Here is an 18,856-nt window from a genome sequence, read left to right on the forward strand (position 1 = left end):
CTCCAGGATGCACAGACTAACGCCATAACGCTGCCCGCGCATCCCTTCCTACTGATCAACAATGTCAAAGAACTTAAGGACCGAAGCCCTGAACCGTCCGGACCGTGTCGCTCATTCCAAGAGCGCCGCACCCCGTCGGTGGAGGCGGGTTATAGGCCCCGCTCCCGGAACTGTCAAACACCTTTTTGCAAAAAAGTGACAGAAATGCCGTTACGCAAAATTTTTGCGCGAAAGCATATATAGGTTTCACTTTTATGACCTGCAAGGGCGTCTTTGGCCCAAAATTCCGGCCCATGAAGATTGCCGGGCGCGAAAATGCAGATAAGATGTTCGCGCACCACCATCATAACAAAAGAATCCCGACCTGTAAAAAGGTCGAAAATAATCTTGAGGCCCCCATGAATAGTCCATCGCGCGACAGCCAGGCGAAATCTGATTCGCACCAATCCCCCGTCTATCCCGATCTGTCGGCACCGATCGAGGTGATCGACATGCATACCGGCGGCGAGCCGCTTCGTATTATTACGTCAGGCTATCCCGCCATTCCGGGCGATGACATTCTGGCCAAGCGCCGATATGCGCGCGATCATCTTGATCATCTGCGCCGCTTTGTGATGTTCGAACCACGCGGTCATTACGACATGTATGGGGCGGTTCTGGTTGAGCCCAGCCTGCCCGATGCCGATCTGGCGGTACTGTTCATTCATAATGAAGGTTATTCGACCATGTGCGGCCACGCGATCATCGCCCTTGGCCGCTATGCTATCGATTACGGACTGGTCAAAGCCGTCGAACCGATCACGCATGTTAATATTGAGTGCCCGTGCGGGCTGGTGCGCGCCGAGGTCGAAGTTGCCAATGGCAAAACCGGCAAGGTGCGGTTCTCATCCGTGCCATCATTCATGTTTGCGGGCGATCTTGACCTTGCCCTGCCAGATGGAAGGGCGTTTAAAACCGATATCGGCTATGGCGGGGCATTTTACGCCATTCTGGATGCCGGGCAGTTTGACATCGCAATCACCCCCGGAAATGTCAGCCGCCTGACCGCCCTTTCAGAAGAAATCTGTCAGGCAGTCAATGACAGCATTCGCCTTTCCCATCCCGATCATGATGATCTGGCCTTTTTATACGGGGCGATCCTGACCGACGGGCGCGATGCGTTCAGTCCAGAACCGACACGCAATATATGTGTGTTTGCCGAAAATCAGGTGGATCGCAGCCCGACCGGATCAGGGGTCAGTGCCCGCCTTGCCATCCAGCATGCCAAGGGACTGATCAAACCCGGTCAGACGCGCCAGTTTGAAAGTGTGATCGGATCAGGCTTTGAGGGATCGGTTGGCGCCGTCACCAGCTGCGGCCCGCATGATGCGATCATCGCATCGGTCAGCGGGCAGGCTCATTACAGTGGCAAGGCCAGTTTCTGGTATGACGAAGGTGATCTGGTCGGACAGGGATTTATTGTCCGCTAATCCCGACTGCATCTGTAACGAAACCCTGCAAAAACACGCCCAAATAAAAAGGGATGCCGATCAGGGCATCCCTTTGCTTATATACTATGTATCAAGCCCTATTCACGGGCCTTGCGCAGACATTCCATCAAGCTGTCAGCCGAGCTTTGGATATGTTCGGCAAGCAATTCGACCGCTTCTTCGGTGTTGCCGGCCTTGCAAGCTTCGAAAATCTGGTGATGTTCACGCTCGGCCCGATCCGTCGCCCCGGACAATGCCAGCTGTGCCTGGGTGAAGCGCACGGTGTTGTTGCCAATCATGCGAATGATTTCCAGCGTCTTGGGACGGTTCGAGGCGCGATAGAGCCGGTCGTGGAATTCACGGTTGAGCTCGCCCCATTTGGCAACATCGCCAGAGCGGAAAGCTTCATCATAAACCAGAAGGATATCCTCGACCGATTTGAGATCGGCCGGGGTCAGACGCGGCACAGCATGACGGAGCAATTCGCATTCAAGAAGCTTGCGGACTTCAAACAGTTCCTCGATCTCGTCGATGGAAAGCTGCGAGACAATCGCGCCCTTGTGCGGCTGAAAGGTGACCAGACCTTCGGCGTCAAGGCGCTGAAGCGCTTCGCGGACCGGAATGCGCGAGACATTATACTCACCCGCGATTGCATCCTGTCGCAACTGGAATCCTGCGGGGAAATCGCCGGAAAGAATGCGTGCCCGAAGGTCTTCGGTCACCTGATCGGTGATGGTGCGGCGGGTAAATCGCGGTGATGCGGTCATTTCAGCTCTTTTATTCTGTTACCCGAAATCATGGCTTGGCGGCGTCATATCGTCAGACAGATCAAACCTGTCTGTTCATAGTCATAACGTCGGCCCGACCAAGTCGCAATACAATTGCATACTGTATAATTTCCTGTCATCGCGCGAAATACAACAAAGGGGGCATAAAGCCCCCTTTGTCACAATCAGATTAAGCCCGCCTATTTTACGATAAAGCCATGGGCATAGGGATCGCGGTCATCAATGAAGATGGTGTTATAACCGTGCTTGCGCGCCCAGCCTTCGATCCCGGGCACCACCGCATCAAAGTCGCCGACCTTGGTTTTTTCGACCACGGAGACGCGGAACTGTGAGCCGATGATGCTTTCATGAACCAGCTCGTCAGCCGGATCCCATTGGCCCTTGGCAACCAACTGCGCAAGACGGGCGGACGACCCCGTGCCACAGGGAGACCGGTCAATGCCCTTGTCACCATAAAACACGGCATTGCGATGCGTGCTTCCGGGCTGGGTCGGTTTGCCGGTCCATTGAATATGGGAAAGCCCCTTGATATCGGGATGCAGCGGATGAACGAAACTGTTCTGTTCATTCAGGCGACGACGCAATTCCGGACTGATGCGTTGCAGATCACCGACCGTAAAATCCGCCATATCACGGAAGTTTTCCTGGGGTTCGACAATCGCATAGAAATTGCCCCCATAGGCGACATCAACCCTGATCGGACCAAGATCGGGACAATCAACTTCGATATCGGTTTTATAAAGGAAAGACGGCACATTGGTCAGCTTGACCGATTCAACATAATCGCCAACCTGCTTGTATTCGGCAATCACCAGACCGGCCGGGGTTTCAAGACGCAGACGTCCCGGTGTTTTGGGTTTTACCAGACCTTCCTCAATCGCCATGGTCACGGTCCCGATGGTGCCGTGACCACACATCGGCAGACAGCCCGATGTTTCGATAAACAGAACCGCGACATCATAGTCATCAGAGGTCGGATCATAGAGGATCGATCCCGACATGATGTCATGACCGCGCGGCTCAAACATCAGACCGGTACGGATCCAGTCAAATTCAGCCAGAAAATGCGCACGCTTTTCGAGCATGTTCGCACCTTCAAGTTTCGGTCCGCCGCCAGCAACCAGTCGCACCGGGTTGCCGCAGGTATGACCGTCTACGCAAAAGAAGCTGTTTTTCGCCATAGTGGGGCCTGTGATCAGAAGCGATTAATACGATAGGGCGTCATGTCGATTGGCGTTTCCGAACCGGTGACAAGATCGGAAATCAAACGACCGGTGGTCGCCCCCATGGTCAGACCAAGATGGCCATGACCGAACGAGAAGAAGACATTGCGATGGCGCGGGCTTTTGGAAATGACCGGCTTTGAATCCGGCATCGATGGCCGGAAGCCCATCCATTCGGTTCCGCCCTCGGCATTGAGTTTGGGCAGCACTTCCTTGCCCTTGGCAAACAGGGCCTTGGCCCGGTCATAGTTGGGGGGCGCAATCAGCCCGCCAAGCTCCACCGCACCGCCAACACGGATGCCCATTTCCATCGGGGTCAGAATGATGCTGTCATCGGCACTGATGATGGTGCGCGACAATTTGGCATCGTGATAGGGAACGGTGGTGTTATAGCCGCGCTCGGTATCAAGCGGCACGGGGGAGCCAAGCCTTTTGGCAAGGGTTTTGGACCATGCACCACAGGCCACCACCAGCGTATCAAAGGTAATCTGATCCCCCGTGGTGGTCATGGCTGCACGCGGTTGACCATCGCGATAGACGAAATCGGTGACCTCGGCAGTCTGGAACTTGCCCCCGCGATCAAGGAAATGCTTGTAAAGGCCGGTGACGATCTTGAAGGGATCAAGGACACGGCCCCAGTCTTCCTCGATCACGCCACATGGGAAGATCGGGGCAAGGTCGGGTTCGAGATCCATGATCTCGTCACGGGTGATGTCGCGGATTTTAATGCCCTTGCGACGGCGCAGATCAATGCCGTATTCGGCATCGCGGCGGGTCTTTTCCGAACGATAGACACCCATTGCGCCTTCTTTTTTAAAGACCGCATCGTCAAGACCGGCCTCACTAATCACCGGTTCGTAATCCTCCCAGACGCGATTAAGGATAGCGGCAAGTTCGGTGCTGATCTGTTCAACCCGGTTTTTGGTGCTTGCCGCAACAAAGCGCAACAGCCAGGGCATCATTTTGGGCAGATAGGTCCAGCGGATCGACAGCGGCCCATACGGATCCAGCAACCAGCCGGGCACATTCAAAAGTGTTCCGGGCATGGCAATCGGCGCACATTCGGAAACCGCAATACCGCCAGCATTGCCAAAGGAGGTCCCCCTGCCCGGCTCTCCACGGTCCAGAATGGTTACGTCATAGCCCTTTTTTAAAAGAGCCAGCCCGACATTCACACCGACAATGCCCGCACCAATGACAACGGCCTGCTGTTTGCCGCTGGTTTGAGCCGTAATATCGGTTTTGGATTTGGTCATTTTGGGGCCTCGCCTGATGTGGTGCGCATTTGATTCATTGTGGTGATCAGTCTGCCAGATGGCAGGAAACTCCCCCGCGACATTGCACGGGGGAGCTCACTGTTCCATCAAACAGACTTATAATGCAATCACGGTTTTTGGGGCGGGAGGTGTGATTGCATCCGTCGCACAGCGCCTAGAGCGACGGGCGAGTGTCGATGGCTTTTTGAATGGTCGCCTTGATGGTTTCGAGCTCTTTGCCAACCAGCGGCAGACGCGGTGCACGCACATGCGGCTTGCCAACACCGGTCATTTCCTGAGCCAGTTTGATATACTGGACCAGTTTGGCGTGAACATCCATGTGCAGAACCGGCGTGAACCAGCGATAAATCTCAAGAGCTTCCTTGTATTTTCCTTCGGAAAGCAGCTTCCAAAGCGCAACCGATTCTTTCGGGAAGGCATCGGTAAAACCGGAAATCCAGCCAACGGCGCCAAGAACCTGTGTTTCCATTACAAGGTCATCCATGCCACAGAACAGAACGAAACGGTCACCGCATGCATTGTAGATATCGGTGATACGACGCGGATCGCCCGAGCTTTCCTTGATCGCGACCAGGTTTTTGACATCGGCAAGCTGGTTGAATTCTTCCGGCTTGATGTCGATGCGATAAGCACCCGGGTTGTTATAGATCATGATCGGCAGTTTGGTTGCGTTCGCAACGGTACGGAAATGCTCGATATTTTCGCGCGGGTCAGCGGTATAGACCATGCCCGGCAGAAGCATCAGGCCATCAGCACCGATTTTTTCACATTCCTGGACATAGCGGATCGCCGCACGGGTCGAGTTTTCAGCAACACCGGAAAGAACCGGGATACGGCCCTTGGTGATTTCCACAGCAAGCTTCAGAACGGCGAATTTTTCTTCCAGCTCAAGCGCGGTGTTTTCGCCGACAGAACCCAGCATGACCAGACCGTCAACGCCTGCATCGATCAGGGCTTCGATCTGTTCTGCGGTCATATCGAAATCGATCGAGCCGTCTTCATTCATCTGGGTTGCAACGGCGGGGAAAACGCCAGTCCAGTTTACCTGCATGGGAAAGTAACCTCCTGATATGGCGGGATTATTTTTCAATCACACCAACAATGTTCAAATCTTTTGGCCTGAGACCAACTGCAATTCATGTATATTGTATACAAAATAAAAAATGCAGATGCAACGGGATTTTTGACAAAAAGAAAAGGACCCGGTTTCGGGTCCTTTAACATCACGATGTCAATGCCTTGCCGATACATTGATCAGGCAGGAAATGGCACATTCCGGATCGGTGTCGTCGACACTGTTCCGGTTACAACGGCCAGTGTCTTTGTGATAATCACACTGTCGCAAAGCTCTTCCTCAACCAGCTTCCGGGCGGCTTTACCGAATTCTGCACGCTTCGCATCATCTTCCATCAATTCCTCGATGGCATTGGCGAGCGCATTGGCATCGCGTAGCGGAACAAGAAGACCGTTCTCGTTATGGCGGACGATTTCCCGACATCCCGGCACGTCGGTTGCAACCATGGCAAGACCGCAAGCCGCAGATTCCAGCAAAGTCTTTGGCAGCCCCTCACGCCAGGACGGCAAAACAGCCAGATCAACCTCACGCAGAAGCGCTGCAACATCGCTGCGTTTGCCCAGCCACTCGACCAGACCATCCTTTTGCCATTGGGAAAGATCGGTCTCATGTGCGCTATCGGGATTGGCAAGATCAGCATCCCCGACCAGCAGAAAGCGATAGTTTCGCCCGCGCAATTTCAACAGACGCGCGGCTTCGACCAGTTCCGCCAAACCCTTGGACCACAGCATGCGTGCGACAAAAATTGCCGTTTTGGGCACACCGGGCGCCTTTTGCGCAGGCGAAAAGGCCGAGATATCCACCCCCGATCCCCGGACAAGATCAATGCGGCTTTCCTTAAACCCAAGTCCGGTCATCAGGGCAAGATCATCCTGATTTTGCACAATCACATGCACTGATCCAAACCGGGCATAGACCCGCAGGATTATCGAAACAATGGCGCGAACAATTTTGGCCTTTGCCCCGCCTGACACAAACAGAAAACCAAGTCCGGTGATCATATTGACCGAACGTTTTGCCCCCACCAGCATTCCGGCAAAGACAGACAGAACCACACATTGAATGGCGACATTGACAATCACATCGGGATTTTCACGACGGATCAGACACGCCAGTGCCTTGACGGTCTTAAGGGATTTGACCGGACTAAGCCCGCCGCGCGCGATTGGCACATCAACCACCCGAAAACCTTCCTTGCGAAGACCTTCGGCGGCTGCACCGGCGTTACATGCAACGACAACCTCATCCCCGCGTACCAGTGCAGCGCGCCCCAATCCGATCCGGTGCGACACAAACGACCAGTCTTCCGCACACACAATCATGGTCTTGCGGCGGGTTTTCGGGGCCTTGGCATCCAGCAATGCTTCCCGGCGCAACACGGCCAGCGCCAAGGAAAGCATGACCACGCCAAACCACCATGACGTCCAGAATGAATAGTTAAACAGTCCGGCAAACCAGTAGGCTGCCATGATCATCAACGGCAAGGCGGATACCTTAATCCCGTTGCGCAGAACGTCCTTCAAGGTTGCGGATGCAATCACAAGAACCAGCGGCACAACCACAAACAAGCCAAGCAGGCCAGCTTCAAGCCAGATTTCCATAAACCAGCTATGCGGATGTCCGGGCAATACGGACTGACCCGATGTCCCGGCCATATCATTGGCACCGGGCACCCAAGGAGAGGCATTGATACCGTAACCGATAAGCGGGTGATCAAAGACATGACTATAGGCAAATTGCCAGATCATCTGGCGATGGATATCCACAAGCCAGGTTGGCAAATAGGCATCGAACCCGATAAGGCTGGAAGCATTGACAGTCACACCACTCAGCCAGGTCAGGGCAACAACACAAACACCCGCCACACCAGCCAGCACACCGATTTTAAGAACCCGCGACCCGATCAGCAAAACAGCACAAAAACCGACAGCACAGGCTGCCGCCATTATCGCTGCAACATTGGCCCGGCCGTGCGAGGCTTCCAAGATCGGCACGATACACAAGGCAGCAAGGATCGAGACATAACGCCGGATACCCTTCCGGTCGATGGCATCAAAGACCAGCAACATCGCCCCGAAAATCAGGAAACTTCCAACAGGCTTCAGACGGCGGGTGATGTCAAAGGCGAAATCAGGTTCGCGCAGTGCCTTGATCGATAACATTTCCGGATAAATCATGATCGCCAGAATGCAATATCCGACAAGCGCAATCGCCGCATAGATGCACGCATCCCATGCCAGGCGGGCCTTTGGTTCGATCAGGCGCATCAGATACCAGATGCCTGCAAGCATCGCAAACCGGCCTGTCCAGGTTTCAAGCGACTTTCCCGGCATGATCGAGCCAGCTGCCGACAGCAGAAACACGCCCAAAGCTGCAACAACAAGCAGCCCCACCGGGGTTGCAATATCTGCCCGCATCTTGCGCCATGCTTCACCGTGATCAGCAGAAGCCAAAGCCGTGATCAGCGATAATCCAAGCCCGATCCCCAAAGCAGTCCGCCCAAAGAAAAACAGCGGCGCAGAAAGGCCAAACAGGATGGCAGCAAGGCTGAGCAGCGTGTCGCGCCAATGCCGGGCCGGGACAGTTTGATGCATGATAAGCGGTTCCATATTGAAGTCTGCCATCTTGCTAACCCCGTGCCGTGCCCGCGTCAATCTCGGATCGACCAAGCTGCACCACATGTGGTTTAATAGTCGTTATGATATTCAACCTTTTATCAATAAAGGATGATCATGACGGAGATGAAGGCCCTTTTGCGGTTTCCGGCAGAACGCAAGATTGCCCTTGCCGATTGTCCAGTCCCCACCCCCGGTGACCATGACCTCCTTGTCCAGACCAGCTTTAGCGTTATCAGTCCCGGCACAGAGTTTACACAGGCGCGCCAAGCCACCGCGTCGCTTCTGCAAAAGGCCTGGCAACGTCCGGACCTTGTGGCTCTTACCTTGAAATCCCTGAGGCAGGAGGGTGCACGATCCACTGTCTCGCGGGTCAATAACCGCCTTGGACAGCCGATGCCAATGGGGTATTGCGCCGTGGGAAAAGTTGTTCGCACCGGTTCGAAAGCATATGACTTCGCACCCGGACAAAGGGTTGCGATTGCCGGGATGGGCAGTGCAAATCATGCGCAATGCAACAGGGTCCCGATCAATCTTGCCTGCCCGGTACCCGATACGCTTTCTGATCAGAAAGCAGCCTTTGCCACCCTTTATGCTCTTGCCCTTCATGCCATCCGGCAGGGCAAAACAACCATCGGGGATCACGTCGCAATCATTGGCGCGGGCTTGATCGGGCAATTGCTTTGCCAAACTGCAGTCGCGGCGGGCGCCAATGTTACGATTATTGAACCCCACCCATATCGGCGCAAACTGGCACAGGAAAATGGCGTAAACAGATGCTTCACCTCCGCCAGTTCCGCACAATCAGATGTTTTCGACACCGCCTATATCTGTGCCCCGGCACGAGGTCTGCACAAACTTGTTGATGCGGCTGCACGTCTTTGTCGGGATCGGGCCACTATCATCTGCGTCGGCGATGTCGCAATCAGCGCGCAGCGTAAAATGCTCTATGACAAGGAAATCGTGATCAAGCAGGTCCGGTCTTACGGGCCGGGTCGTTATGACCCGGCTTATGAAGAACTGGGACAGGACTATCCCGTCGGGTATGTGCGATGGACCATCAAACGCAATATGGAGGCCGCCCTTGATCTGATGGCCGGGGGCAGACTTGATCCAACGCCGCTGATTACCAAAGAAATAGCGTTTGAAAACATCACCGATCATTTCGCCAAGGGCCCCGACCTGAATCAGCTGGCAACATTGGTGCGTTATGGGGCATCGGTTGATCGACCGAAAACTGCCCTGCACGAATGTGATGTCACTGCCCCCTCACCCGCGACGGTCCGTCTTGGCCTGATTGGCACCGGGAATTATGCGGGCGGTCAGCTTGTTCCCCAGCTGATCAAACAAGCCGATATCAATGTCCTTGCCTGTTGTTCGCAAGACGGTATCTCAGCCGTGGCAATGGTGCGAAAACTTGGTGATGCAAAGGCCGCCTCATCCGCACATGCCATCATCAATGATCCGCGCGTTAACAGCGTCATCATCGCAACCCGCCATGACAGTCACGCCAAACTCGCCGCCGACGCCCTAGCAGCAGGCAAACATGTCTGGCTGGAAAAGCCGATTGCGATTGACCTTGCCGGGATCGGACTTTTACGCGAACAGACATCATCATCAAGCCTGTTCATGGTCGGTCATAATCGTCGTTATGCGCCGATGAGCGCGCAATTACGCGTCGCCCTGCCCGATGGCCCACGGCATTTCAGATACCGGGCCCGGATTTCACCGCTTCCGAATGATCACTGGCTTTTTCATTCCGATCAGGGTGGCCGCACAATTGGCGAAATCACCCACTTCATCGACCTGATTCACAGTCTGACGGCGGGTAGCATCACGGATATTCACTGTCACTGGCTTGATCGCAAAATGGGCGACAGCATCTGGACAATCCGTCTGAGCGACGGATCACAAGGTGAAATCAGTTATCAGCACACCAGCAGGCGCGAGGCGAAGGAAACCCTGCAAATAGATGCGCCTGGCTTTGACGCCGAACTTACGGACTGGAAGAAACTGACCATCAACGGCAAGACCGTAATGCGGCAAAGGTTTGGACAGGACAAGGGTCAGGCAGCAGCGATTTCTGCCTTCACACAGGCTGTTGCAACCGGTCAGCGCAATCCCCTGATCCCGCGTCTTGAGGATGAAATCAGCCTGATGTCACTGGTCATTACTGCGGCCAATTGCGGATGACAGCCCCTTATTGCGCCCCGGCATAGAGCACAAGCAGGGGCAAGGTAATCATACTGATGATCGTGGTCAGAAGGATTGTCGTTGCCGAGCGGTCAATGCAGATATTATAGCTCCCTGCGATGATCGCGACGTTGGCCCCGGACGGCAGCGCAGCAACAAGGGTCAGGATGGTCAACTGCAAGGGCGGCAGATCAAAAATGAAATGCCCGACCGAAAACACCAGAAGCGGCTGAACAAACATCTTGGCGACCGTACAAAGCAAACTCGCACTGAGATTGCCACGGACCGACTGTCCATACAGCCCGGCTCCCACCAGCATCAGTGCGATGGTCGGACCAGCTGTGCGGAACCGCTCGAACGTTCCGTCGATGATTTCGGGCATCCGTATTTCAAACAAGGAAGCCAGCACACCCAGAATAATCGCAATGATGATCGGGTTTCTGAGAACGCGGAAAACACTGCGCAGAACCTTGGGCAGCCAGTGCCCGTCCCCGCCACTTCGCGCGCCTTCGACAATCAGGACCGTCATCCCCAAAAGACTAAGCGGATGGATCGAAAGAATGATCAGAACCGGCACCAGACCTTCTTCGCCATAAACCGCCTGTACCAGCGGAATGCCCAGCAGAACGATATTGGAAAACACCCCGCCCATTGCCGTCACGGCAGATTCATCGGTTCTCGCCTTGAGCCACAAACGCGCAATCACAAAAACCATCGCGAAATTGACCAGAACGCCGGAATAGTAGCTCCCCCAAAGGCGCAAATCGAAATGCGCGCTGATATCGGATTTGGACAGGGCCTGGAACAGCATCGCCGGGATAAAGGCGTTCATGGCGATTTTGGCAAGGAATGGAATGCCCTGACGGGAGATGACCTTTACATACGTCAGCAGAAAGCCGCACATGATCGTCAAAAAGACAGGTCCAACTTTTCCAACGATCAGATCAAGCATCGTGCCCCCGGCATTTTTTTAGAACAGGCACGACACAGGGCCCCATTCCCCTATTTCCGTGCAAAAAGAAAGGGCGGCATCAGTGACACCGCCCGGAAATAGTACAAAGCAATTTATACACTTACCAGTCTTACGGCACGAATGCCGGACAAGGCAGCTATGCGTGTCAGGTGTTCGGATCGGTCTGCACCCGGCCCACCGCGTTTTTCCAACCGGCCAGAAGTCCGTCCCGACGGGCTGCCTCGATCTTGGGCTCAAAGCTGGCATCAAGGTGCCAGTTGGCCGAAATATGATCGAGATCGCGATAGATACCGGCCTGAAGTCCGGCAAGATATGCCGCACCAAGAGCTGTGGTTTCAGTGACTTCCGGACGCTCGACCGAAATCCCCAAAACGTCTGAAAGCATCTGACACAACCAGTCATTGGCAACCATGCCACCATCGACACGCACGGCCTTTGGCGATACACCATCCGCCGCCATGGCCTCGAACAGATCAAATGTCTGGTAGCAAACGCTTTCAAGGGCGGCGCGAACAAATTCGCGCGGGCCGGTATCACGGGTCAGGCCGAAAATCGCCCCGCGTGCATCCGGATCCCAATAAGGTGCCCCCAGCCCGGTAAAGGCCGGAACAAGATAAACACCGTGATTGTCCTCAAGCGACTTTGCCAGCCCTTCGGTTTCAGCCGCCGACTTGATGATGCCAAGCCCGTCGCGGAGCCACTGGACTGCCGCACCGGCCACAAAGATCGCGCCTTCGATGGCATAGCTTGTTTTGCCATTCAGCCGATAACCGACCGTGGTCAGAAGGCGATGCCGGGACGTGACGGCCTCTTCACCGGTATTAAGGATCACGAAGCAACCGGTACCATAGGTGCTTTTGATATCGCCCGGCTCAAAGCAGCATTGCCCGAATGCAGCGGCCTGCTGATCGCCTGCCATGCCCAGAACCGGGATTTCCGCCCCGAACAAGTCGGCATCGGTAACGCCGAAGTCGGCCGCGCAATCCTTGACTTCCGGCAGCATGGTTTGCGGCACGCGGAAGATTTTGCAAAGCGTATCATCCCAGGCATTTTCGCGAATGTTAAACAGGTTGGTCCGTGCAGCATTGGTGGCATCGGTTGCATGTGATTTTCCACCGGTCAAACGCCACAGAAGGAAACTGTCGACCGTACCAAACGCTAGGTCACCCTGTTCGGCGCGCGCACGTGCACCAGACACATGATCAAGGATCCAGGCAACCTTGGTGGCCGAGAAGTAAGGATCAATCAAAAGGCCCGACTTGGCATTGACCGCTTCTTCAAGTTTCGGGTCACCCTTTTTCAGGTCATGACACAGGGATGCCGTACGGCGATCCTGCCAGACAATGGCATTGTAAATCGCCTTGCCGGTCTTGCGATCCCAGACAACGGTGGTTTCGCGCTGGTTGGTGATGCCAATCGCCGCGACCTGTTTGATATCGACGCGCGCCAATGCTTCCTTGCAGACAGCGACCACCGTACTCCACAGATCTTCGGGATCATGTTCGACCCAGCCGCTATTGGGGAAATGTTGGGGGAATTCCTGTTGTGCGACGGAAACGGATCGGCCGTTTTCATCAAAAACAATCGCACGTGAGCTTGTCGTTCCCTGATCAATGGCAAGGATGTAACGCGTATCGGTCATTTGTGTTTTCCTCCCGAGCCGGCAGTTTTCCTGCCCTCTGACCCTGCATGATACCATGCGCTCTACCCGTCTTTGCGACCGGGCTGCTGGCTTTATCGCTCTATTTAGAAAAAAATCGCATCAAAAAACAATTCGTTTTCGAAAATTTTTCACATCACTTCCGTCAAACTCCTGTTTTCACAGACACAATTTTTCCCCGTAACCACGGCAATAAGAACCCGGTTTATACCGGCACGCGATTTGCACCGACAAGAATACACATGAATTTTAACCGGCATCTTTTTCCCATGGAGGGCTCTTATGGGATTGTATGACACATTGCTGAACGTCACCAACACAGCCTATAGCGCCAAAAGTGCTGCTTCTCAGGCCGTGACGATCGCATCAAACAGCCAGCCGCTTCCTGACGACAAGAAGGAAGAAAATGCCGAGCTGGCCTATATCCGCGAGAACGGCTTTACCACCTATGTAAAGGAAATCGAGGAACGCAAGATCGAAGAATTGCGCGCCAAGATTCTTAAAAGTATGGGGCTGGACGAGGAAACCCTCGCAAAAATGGATGCCGATGACCGACAGGCCATCGAGAAAACCATTGCCGATGCCATCGAACAACAGCTCAATGGCAATACCCTTGCCAATGCCGAGCTTGGCAAGAACGATGGCAAGGAAACGCAAAGCGAGCGCCGCGACCGTATGCAGGCCCAGATCGCCTTCAACCCGCGCATGTTTGATGTCTTTACCGAATTGCAGTCGGAATTACCGCCGGGCTCTTCGCAGTCCATCACCGGCGAGGAAGACGACAATCGCACATCCGGTGTCAAAAAAGACCTGTTCTCGGCCTGACCCATGCCCGGTTGAACCAGACAAAAAGGGCGCTGCGAATTGCAGCGCCCTTTTTCATGTCCGGAAATATCCGTGATCAGTCGTCGATACCGCCAATGCAGACATATTTGACTTCAAGATAATCCTCGACGCCGTATTTCGAACCTTCACGGCCAACGCCCGATTGCTTGAAGCCGCCAAACGGGGCAACTTCGGTTGCCATCACGCCGACATTCACCCCGACCAGACCGCTTTCGAGGCCCTCGGCCAGCTTCCAGATGCGCGAGATATCCCGCGAATAGAAATAGGACGCCAGACCGAACTCGGAATCATTGGCCATCTCAAGCACTTCTTCATCGCTGTGGAAGCGAATAAGCGGTGCCATCGGGCCAAAGGTTTCCTCGCGGAAGACGATCATGTCACGGTTGGCATCGGCAATGACGGTCGGCTGGAAGAAGGTCGCACCTTTTTCATGGCGCTTGCCACCCGTCAGGATACGGCCACCTTTTGACACCGCGTCGGCAACCTGCTTTTCGACCTTTTCGACCGCCTTTTCATTGATCAGCGGACCAATGATCACGCCTTCCTCAAAGCCGTCACCGACACGCATCTGCGACACCTTGGCGGCGTATTTCTCGGCGAATTCATCATAGACAGCATTATGAACAAACAGACGGTTTGCACAAACACAGGTCTGACCGGCATTACGATATTTTGACGCCAGCGCCCCTTCGACAGCCGCATCAATATCGGCATCTTCACACACGATGAACGGCGCATTACCGCCAAGCTCAAGGCTGATTTTCTTGACCGTATCGGCGCACTGACGCATCAGCAAACGCCCGACCGGGGTCGAGCCGGTAAAGGTCAGTTTGCGAACCTTCGGGTTTTCGGTCATCTCGGCACCGATTTCGACCGCTTCACCGGTCACAATCGACAGCAACCCTTTGGGCAGGCCTGCACGTTCGGCCAGAACCGCCATGGCCAGTGCCGAATAGGGCGTTTCCATTGCCGGCTTGACCACCATCGCACAGCCAACGGCCAATGCCGGGCCCGCCTTGCGGGTGATCATGGCGGTCGGGAAGTTCCAGGGCGTGATGGCCGCACAAACGCCAACCGGCTCCTTGAGAACTATAACACGACGGCCTTCGGCAAAGGTCGGGATCACATCGCCATAAACGCGTTTGCCTTCCTCGGCAAACCATTGCAGGAAGCTTGACGCATAGGCGATTTCGCCCTTGGCTTCCGGAAGCGGCTTGCCCTGCTCGGCGGTCATGATCGCGCCAAGGTCATCCTGATTTTCCATCATCAGGTCGTACCATTTCATCAGAATGGCGGAACGTTCCTTGGCAGTGCGCTTTTTCCAAAGCTTTTGCGCCTTTTCGGCAACATTAACAGCATGGGCGACGGCTTCACGGCCAAGCACCGGAACCGTGCCAAGCACTTCGCCCGTCGCCGGGTTGGTCACCTGTTCGGTTTTCCCGTCTGGGGCATCGACCCATTCCCCGCCAACATAGGCCTGCTGGGTAAAGAGCGAGGGGTCTTTAAGCGAAATCATTTTAGTGCCTCCGGAATTCTTTATTGGGAGCGACATGATCGGATACCCCACATCTAGTCTGCTCCGGGATTGATGCCACATCTTCGCGAGATATTTCTGCCTTGGCAATCGCAAACAGGGGATTGGGCACCCTTTGCGAGATTATTGCTTTGCCCGCGCTGAATGCGGGGGCTTTTGGCAGAAAATGCGACAGCCCCGATACCCCGGACCATCCGGCGACCTGTGCCCGTGTCGCATAGATCGACCCAAAGCCGCCTCCCCCAATGAAGAGTCGCTAACCGGCAATATTTTTCACTTTTTACCGATTCTGAGCATTCCACAGGGGTAATTACAAACGAAACATTGGTCATTTATCAGGCCCCTTTTCGGGTAGCTAGACAAAATATCGAACAAAAACAATTCGTTACAAATCAACCGATTCAGTTCGTTATCGAAAATTTAGATGTTTAATTTTTTCGCTTGCAATTATTTTGGGGCATTCGTAACGTTTGTGAAAGAACAGAATGACAGTTGAGAACATCTGTCACAAATAAGAGCACCAGGGAGGATACGGTTGCTCAATTCAGGCACATACGACATCGCCATCATTGGCGGTGGCATCAATGGCACGGGCATCGCACGGGATGCGGCGGGACGCGGGCTTAAGGTCTTTTTGTGTGAAAAAGACGACCTTGCCAGCGCAACCTCGTCGGCCAGCACCAAGCTGATTCATGGCGGTCTGCGCTATCTTGAACATTACGAATTCCGGCTGGTCCGCGAGGCGCTGATTGAACGCGAAGTTCTTTTGCGTGCCGCCCCGCACATCATCTGGCCGCTGCGCTTTGTGCTGCCGCATGTCAAGGGATTGCGTCCGGCATGGATGATCCGTCTGGGTCTGTTCCTTTATGACCATCTTGGCGGTCGCGAAAAGCTTCCGGGTTCCGAAGGCATCAGGCTGGCGTCCCATCCGGCAGGCAAGCCGTTGATCAAGGGCATGGAAAAGGCATTCGTCTATTCCGATTGCTGGGTACAGGATGCGCGACTGGTCGTGCTCAATGCAATGGATGCCCGCGACAAGGGGGCTGAAATTCAGACCCGCACCGAATGTGTTTCGGCCAAACGCAATGGCGATCTGTGGAACGTGACCATTCGCAATGTCGATGACGGAACCGAACAGGTCATCACCGCGAAGTCATTGGTCAATGCCGCAGGCCCCTGGTGTGCCGAACTTCTTGAAAACCGTGTCGAAGCCAAAAAGAAACAGGGCATCCGCATGGTACAGGGCAGCCACATTGTTGTGCCCAAACTGTTTGACCATGAATATTGCTATATCTTCCAGAACCCGGACGGGCGCATAGTGTTTGCGATCCCCTATGAACAGGACTTCACCCTGATCGGGACAACAGACCGCGACTACAAGGGTGATCCGTCCAAGGTCGCGATCAGTGCGGAAGAAACCAAGTATCTGTGCGATCTTGCCAACAGCTATTTCGAAAAGAAAATCACCACCGATGACGTTGTCTGGACCTATTCGGGGGTTCGTCCGCTTTATGGTGATGGCAGCGAGGACGCATCACAGGTCACACGCGACTATGTTCTGGAAATTGATCATGGCGAGAATGCCCATAATGGTGCGCCGCTTCTGAACATCTATGGCGGCAAGATCACGACCTATCGCAAGCTTGCTGAATCCGCCATGACCAAGCTCTGCCCCTTGCTGGGCCGCGATGATACCCGCTGGACGGCGACCAAGCCTCTTCCGGGCGGAGACATGCCGAACGCGGATTTCGAGCGGTATCTCACCGCAATGCACAAGAAGTTTCCGTGGATTCCCGACGCACAGATCTACCGTTACGTGCAAAACTACGGCACACTTACCAACAGAATTGTTGGGGATGCGTCTGATCTTAAAGGGCTTGGGAAGCACCTTGGTAATGACGTATATGAATGCGAATTGCGCTATCTGGTGGATTACGAATGGGCACGAACCGCCCAGGACGTTTTGTGGCGCCGCTCCAAACTGGGGCTGCACCTTTCGGATGAGACGCGTAATGCCATTGTCCAATGGTTCGAAACAGAACCGAAATCAAAAAACACCGTGAAAACGGGCGAAGGAAACAGTGGAAAATGACCCTTACGCTTGAAAACATAACCAAGACCGTGGGAGGGGAGTCCCACATCGACGATGTGTCGATGACGCTGGAACCGGGATCGTTCAACGTCCTTCTGGGACGGACCCTGGCCGGTAAAACGACACTGATGCGCATCATGGCCGGTCTCGAACCGCCAAGCAGCGGTCGCATTCTGGTCGATAATGTTGATGTGACCGGCATGGCTGTGCAAAAGCGCAACGTTGCCATGGTCTATCAGCAGTTCATCAATTACCCGTCGATGAATGTCTATGACAATATCGCATCACCGCTAAAACTTCAGGGCGTTGACAAGGCCGAGATCGACAAGCGTGTCCGCTCGACCGCCCAACTGATGCATATCGAACATCTGCTTGATCGTCTGCCTCAGGAACTTTCCGGTGGTCAGCAGCAACGTACCGCCATGGCGCGCGCCATGGTCAAGGATTGCAAGTTGCTGCTGCTGGACGAACCGCTGGTCAACCTTGACTACAAGCTGCGCGAAGAACTGCGTGAAGAGATCCCGAACCTTCTGGCGGAACGCGACACCATTGTTGTCTATGCCACGACCGAACCGATGGAAGCATTGCTCCTGGGCGGCAAGTGCGCGGTCATGCATCAGGGGCGCGTTACCCAGTTTGGCCCGACCACACAGGTTTATCACAACCCGGCCTATGTCGAGACCGGTCTGATCTTTTCCGACCCACCAATCAACCTTGTTGATGCCGAAGTGCGCGATGGCGCGATCTTTATGAAATCGGGCCATCAGGTTCCGCTTTCCGGTCATCTGGCAGGTCTTTCGAACGGGACTTACACCCTTGGTATTCGTGCCAACCATCTGTCGGTTGATCCGACCGGTGCAGACACGATCGCCATGCAGGGACAGGTCGAACTGGCCGAAATCACCGGTTCGGAAACCTTTGTTCATGTGCATTTCAATGATGTGTCCTGGGTCATCCAGGAAGAAGGTGTTCACAACCCGCGTCTGGGCGAAGCCACATCGTTCTATGTCGATCCGACACGTCTGTTTGCCTTTGATGCAAACGGCAAACTCGTGGCCGCCCCGCCGGTCGAAATTTCCAACGGCAAAGCGGCGTAAGGTGAGATAGAAAA

General features: G+C 54.5%; 14 protein-coding genes. 5 read left to right on the top strand and 9 right to left on the bottom strand.

What is annotated here, in order from left to right; translation table 11 throughout:
- Positions 1-173 precede the first annotated feature (173 nt).
- Positions 174-347 carry a hypothetical protein gene (locus WA318_RS12500; RefSeq protein WP_336081514.1) on the bottom strand — a complete coding sequence of 58 codons (174 nt, stop codon included), beginning with the start codon at positions 345-347 and terminating at the stop codon, positions 174-176.
- A gap of 51 nt (positions 348-398) precedes the next feature.
- Here WA318_RS12500 and WA318_RS12505 point away from each other — a divergent pair, with 51 nt between their 5' ends.
- Positions 399-1,469 (top strand): proline racemase family protein, encoded by a 1,071-nt coding sequence (locus WA318_RS12505; protein WP_336081516.1) that lies wholly within the window; start codon positions 399-401, stop codon positions 1,467-1,469.
- 98 nt (positions 1,470-1,567) lie between these two features.
- Here WA318_RS12505 and WA318_RS12510 read toward each other — a convergent pair whose 3' ends face one another.
- The 5 genes from WA318_RS12510 to WA318_RS12530 form a co-directional block, all read right to left on the bottom strand.
- Positions 1,568-2,236 carry a GntR family transcriptional regulator gene (locus WA318_RS12510; protein ID WP_114099494.1) on the bottom strand — a complete coding sequence of 223 codons (669 nt, stop codon included), beginning with the start codon at positions 2,234-2,236 and terminating at the stop codon, positions 1,568-1,570.
- Between the two features lie 200 nt (positions 2,237-2,436).
- On the bottom strand, positions 2,437-3,438 hold the full coding sequence (locus WA318_RS12515; RefSeq protein WP_114099493.1) for a 4-hydroxyproline epimerase: 1,002 nt from the start codon (positions 3,436-3,438) through the stop codon (positions 2,437-2,439).
- A gap of 14 nt (positions 3,439-3,452) precedes the next feature.
- The gene (locus tag WA318_RS12520) at positions 3,453-4,736 is read right to left on the bottom strand and encodes an NAD(P)/FAD-dependent oxidoreductase (protein ID WP_336081519.1); all 1,284 of its coding nucleotides are present in this window, start codon (positions 4,734-4,736) and stop codon (positions 3,453-3,455) included.
- Positions 4,737-4,911: 175 nt separating this feature from the next.
- Positions 4,912-5,808, bottom strand: a complete 897-nt coding sequence (locus WA318_RS12525; RefSeq protein WP_114099491.1) for a dihydrodipicolinate synthase family protein — start codon at positions 5,806-5,808, stop codon at positions 4,912-4,914.
- 203 nt (positions 5,809-6,011) lie between these two features.
- The gene (locus WA318_RS12530) at positions 6,012-8,456 is read right to left on the bottom strand and encodes a glycosyltransferase (protein ID WP_336081522.1); all 2,445 of its coding nucleotides are present in this window, start codon (positions 8,454-8,456) and stop codon (positions 6,012-6,014) included.
- Positions 8,457-8,564: 108 nt separating this feature from the next.
- Here WA318_RS12530 and WA318_RS12535 point away from each other — a divergent pair, with 108 nt between their 5' ends.
- Positions 8,565-10,640 carry a bi-domain-containing oxidoreductase gene (locus tag WA318_RS12535; RefSeq protein ID WP_336081524.1) on the top strand — a complete coding sequence of 692 codons (2,076 nt, stop codon included), beginning with the start codon at positions 8,565-8,567 and terminating at the stop codon, positions 10,638-10,640.
- A 7-nt stretch (positions 10,641-10,647) separates the two neighbouring features.
- On the opposite strand, the gene WA318_RS12540 is transcribed toward WA318_RS12535, so the two are convergent.
- Positions 10,648-11,592 carry an AEC family transporter gene (locus WA318_RS12540; protein ID WP_336081526.1) on the bottom strand — a complete coding sequence of 315 codons (945 nt, stop codon included), beginning with the start codon at positions 11,590-11,592 and terminating at the stop codon, positions 10,648-10,650.
- Positions 11,593-11,758: 166 nt separating this feature from the next.
- Entirely contained in the window at positions 11,759-13,255 is a 1,497-nt protein-coding gene (gene glpK, locus WA318_RS12545; RefSeq protein ID WP_114099487.1) for a glycerol kinase GlpK, read from the bottom strand.
- 300 nt (positions 13,256-13,555) lie between these two features.
- On the opposite strand from glpK, the gene WA318_RS12550 reads away from it, so the two are divergent.
- Positions 13,556-14,098, top strand: a complete 543-nt coding sequence (locus tag WA318_RS12550; RefSeq protein ID WP_114099486.1) for a hypothetical protein — start codon at positions 13,556-13,558, stop codon at positions 14,096-14,098.
- A 76-nt stretch (positions 14,099-14,174) separates the two neighbouring features.
- Here WA318_RS12550 and WA318_RS12555 read toward each other — a convergent pair whose 3' ends face one another.
- The gene (locus WA318_RS12555) at positions 14,175-15,635 is read right to left on the bottom strand and encodes an NAD-dependent succinate-semialdehyde dehydrogenase (protein ID WP_336081530.1); all 1,461 of its coding nucleotides are present in this window, start codon (positions 15,633-15,635) and stop codon (positions 14,175-14,177) included.
- Between the two features lie 553 nt (positions 15,636-16,188).
- Here WA318_RS12555 and glpD point away from each other — a divergent pair.
- Entirely contained in the window at positions 16,189-17,745 is a 1,557-nt protein-coding gene (gene glpD / locus WA318_RS12560; RefSeq protein WP_336081532.1) for a glycerol-3-phosphate dehydrogenase, read from the top strand.
- Complete coding sequence (locus tag WA318_RS12565; RefSeq protein WP_336081534.1) at positions 17,742-18,842, top strand: ABC transporter ATP-binding protein; 1,101 nt, start codon at positions 17,742-17,744, stop codon at positions 18,840-18,842. The genes glpD and WA318_RS12565 overlap by 4 nt, the downstream gene beginning before the upstream one ends.
- The last annotated feature ends 14 nt before the right edge of the window (positions 18,843-18,856 follow it).

It is taken from the genome of Thalassospira sp. CH_XMU1448-2, assembly GCF_037027285.1.
Taxonomy (GTDB): Bacteria; Pseudomonadota; Alphaproteobacteria; order Rhodospirillales; family Thalassospiraceae; genus Thalassospira; species Thalassospira profundimaris_C.

Coding starts and splice junctions, on each gene's coding strand:
- WA318_RS12500 (WP_336081514.1), bottom strand. CDS start 347: ATGATGGTGGTGCGCGAACATCTTATCTGCATTTTCGCGCCCGGCAAT.
- WA318_RS12505 (WP_336081516.1), top strand. CDS start 399: ATGAATAGTCCATCGCGCGACAGCCAGGCGAAATCTGATTCGCACCAA.
- WA318_RS12510 (WP_114099494.1), bottom strand. CDS start 2,236: ATGACCGCATCACCGCGATTTACCCGCCGCACCATCACCGATCAGGTG.
- WA318_RS12515 (WP_114099493.1), bottom strand. CDS start 3,438: ATGGCGAAAAACAGCTTCTTTTGCGTAGACGGTCATACCTGCGGCAAC.
- WA318_RS12520 (WP_336081519.1), bottom strand. CDS start 4,736: ATGACCAAATCCAAAACCGATATTACGGCTCAAACCAGCGGCAAACAG.
- WA318_RS12525 (WP_114099491.1), bottom strand. CDS start 5,808: ATGCAGGTAAACTGGACTGGCGTTTTCCCCGCCGTTGCAACCCAGATG.
- WA318_RS12530 (WP_336081522.1), bottom strand. CDS start 8,456: ATGGCAGACTTCAATATGGAACCGCTTATCATGCATCAAACTGTCCCG.
- WA318_RS12535 (WP_336081524.1), top strand. CDS start 8,565: ATGACGGAGATGAAGGCCCTTTTGCGGTTTCCGGCAGAACGCAAGATT.
- WA318_RS12540 (WP_336081526.1), bottom strand. CDS start 11,592: ATGCTTGATCTGATCGTTGGAAAAGTTGGACCTGTCTTTTTGACGATC.
- glpK (WP_114099487.1), bottom strand. CDS start 13,255: ATGACCGATACGCGTTACATCCTTGCCATTGATCAGGGAACGACAAGC.
- WA318_RS12550 (WP_114099486.1), top strand. CDS start 13,556: ATGGGATTGTATGACACATTGCTGAACGTCACCAACACAGCCTATAGC.
- WA318_RS12555 (WP_336081530.1), bottom strand. CDS start 15,635: ATGATTTCGCTTAAAGACCCCTCGCTCTTTACCCAGCAGGCCTATGTT.
- WA318_RS12565 (WP_336081534.1), top strand. CDS start 17,742: ATGACCCTTACGCTTGAAAACATAACCAAGACCGTGGGAGGGGAGTCC.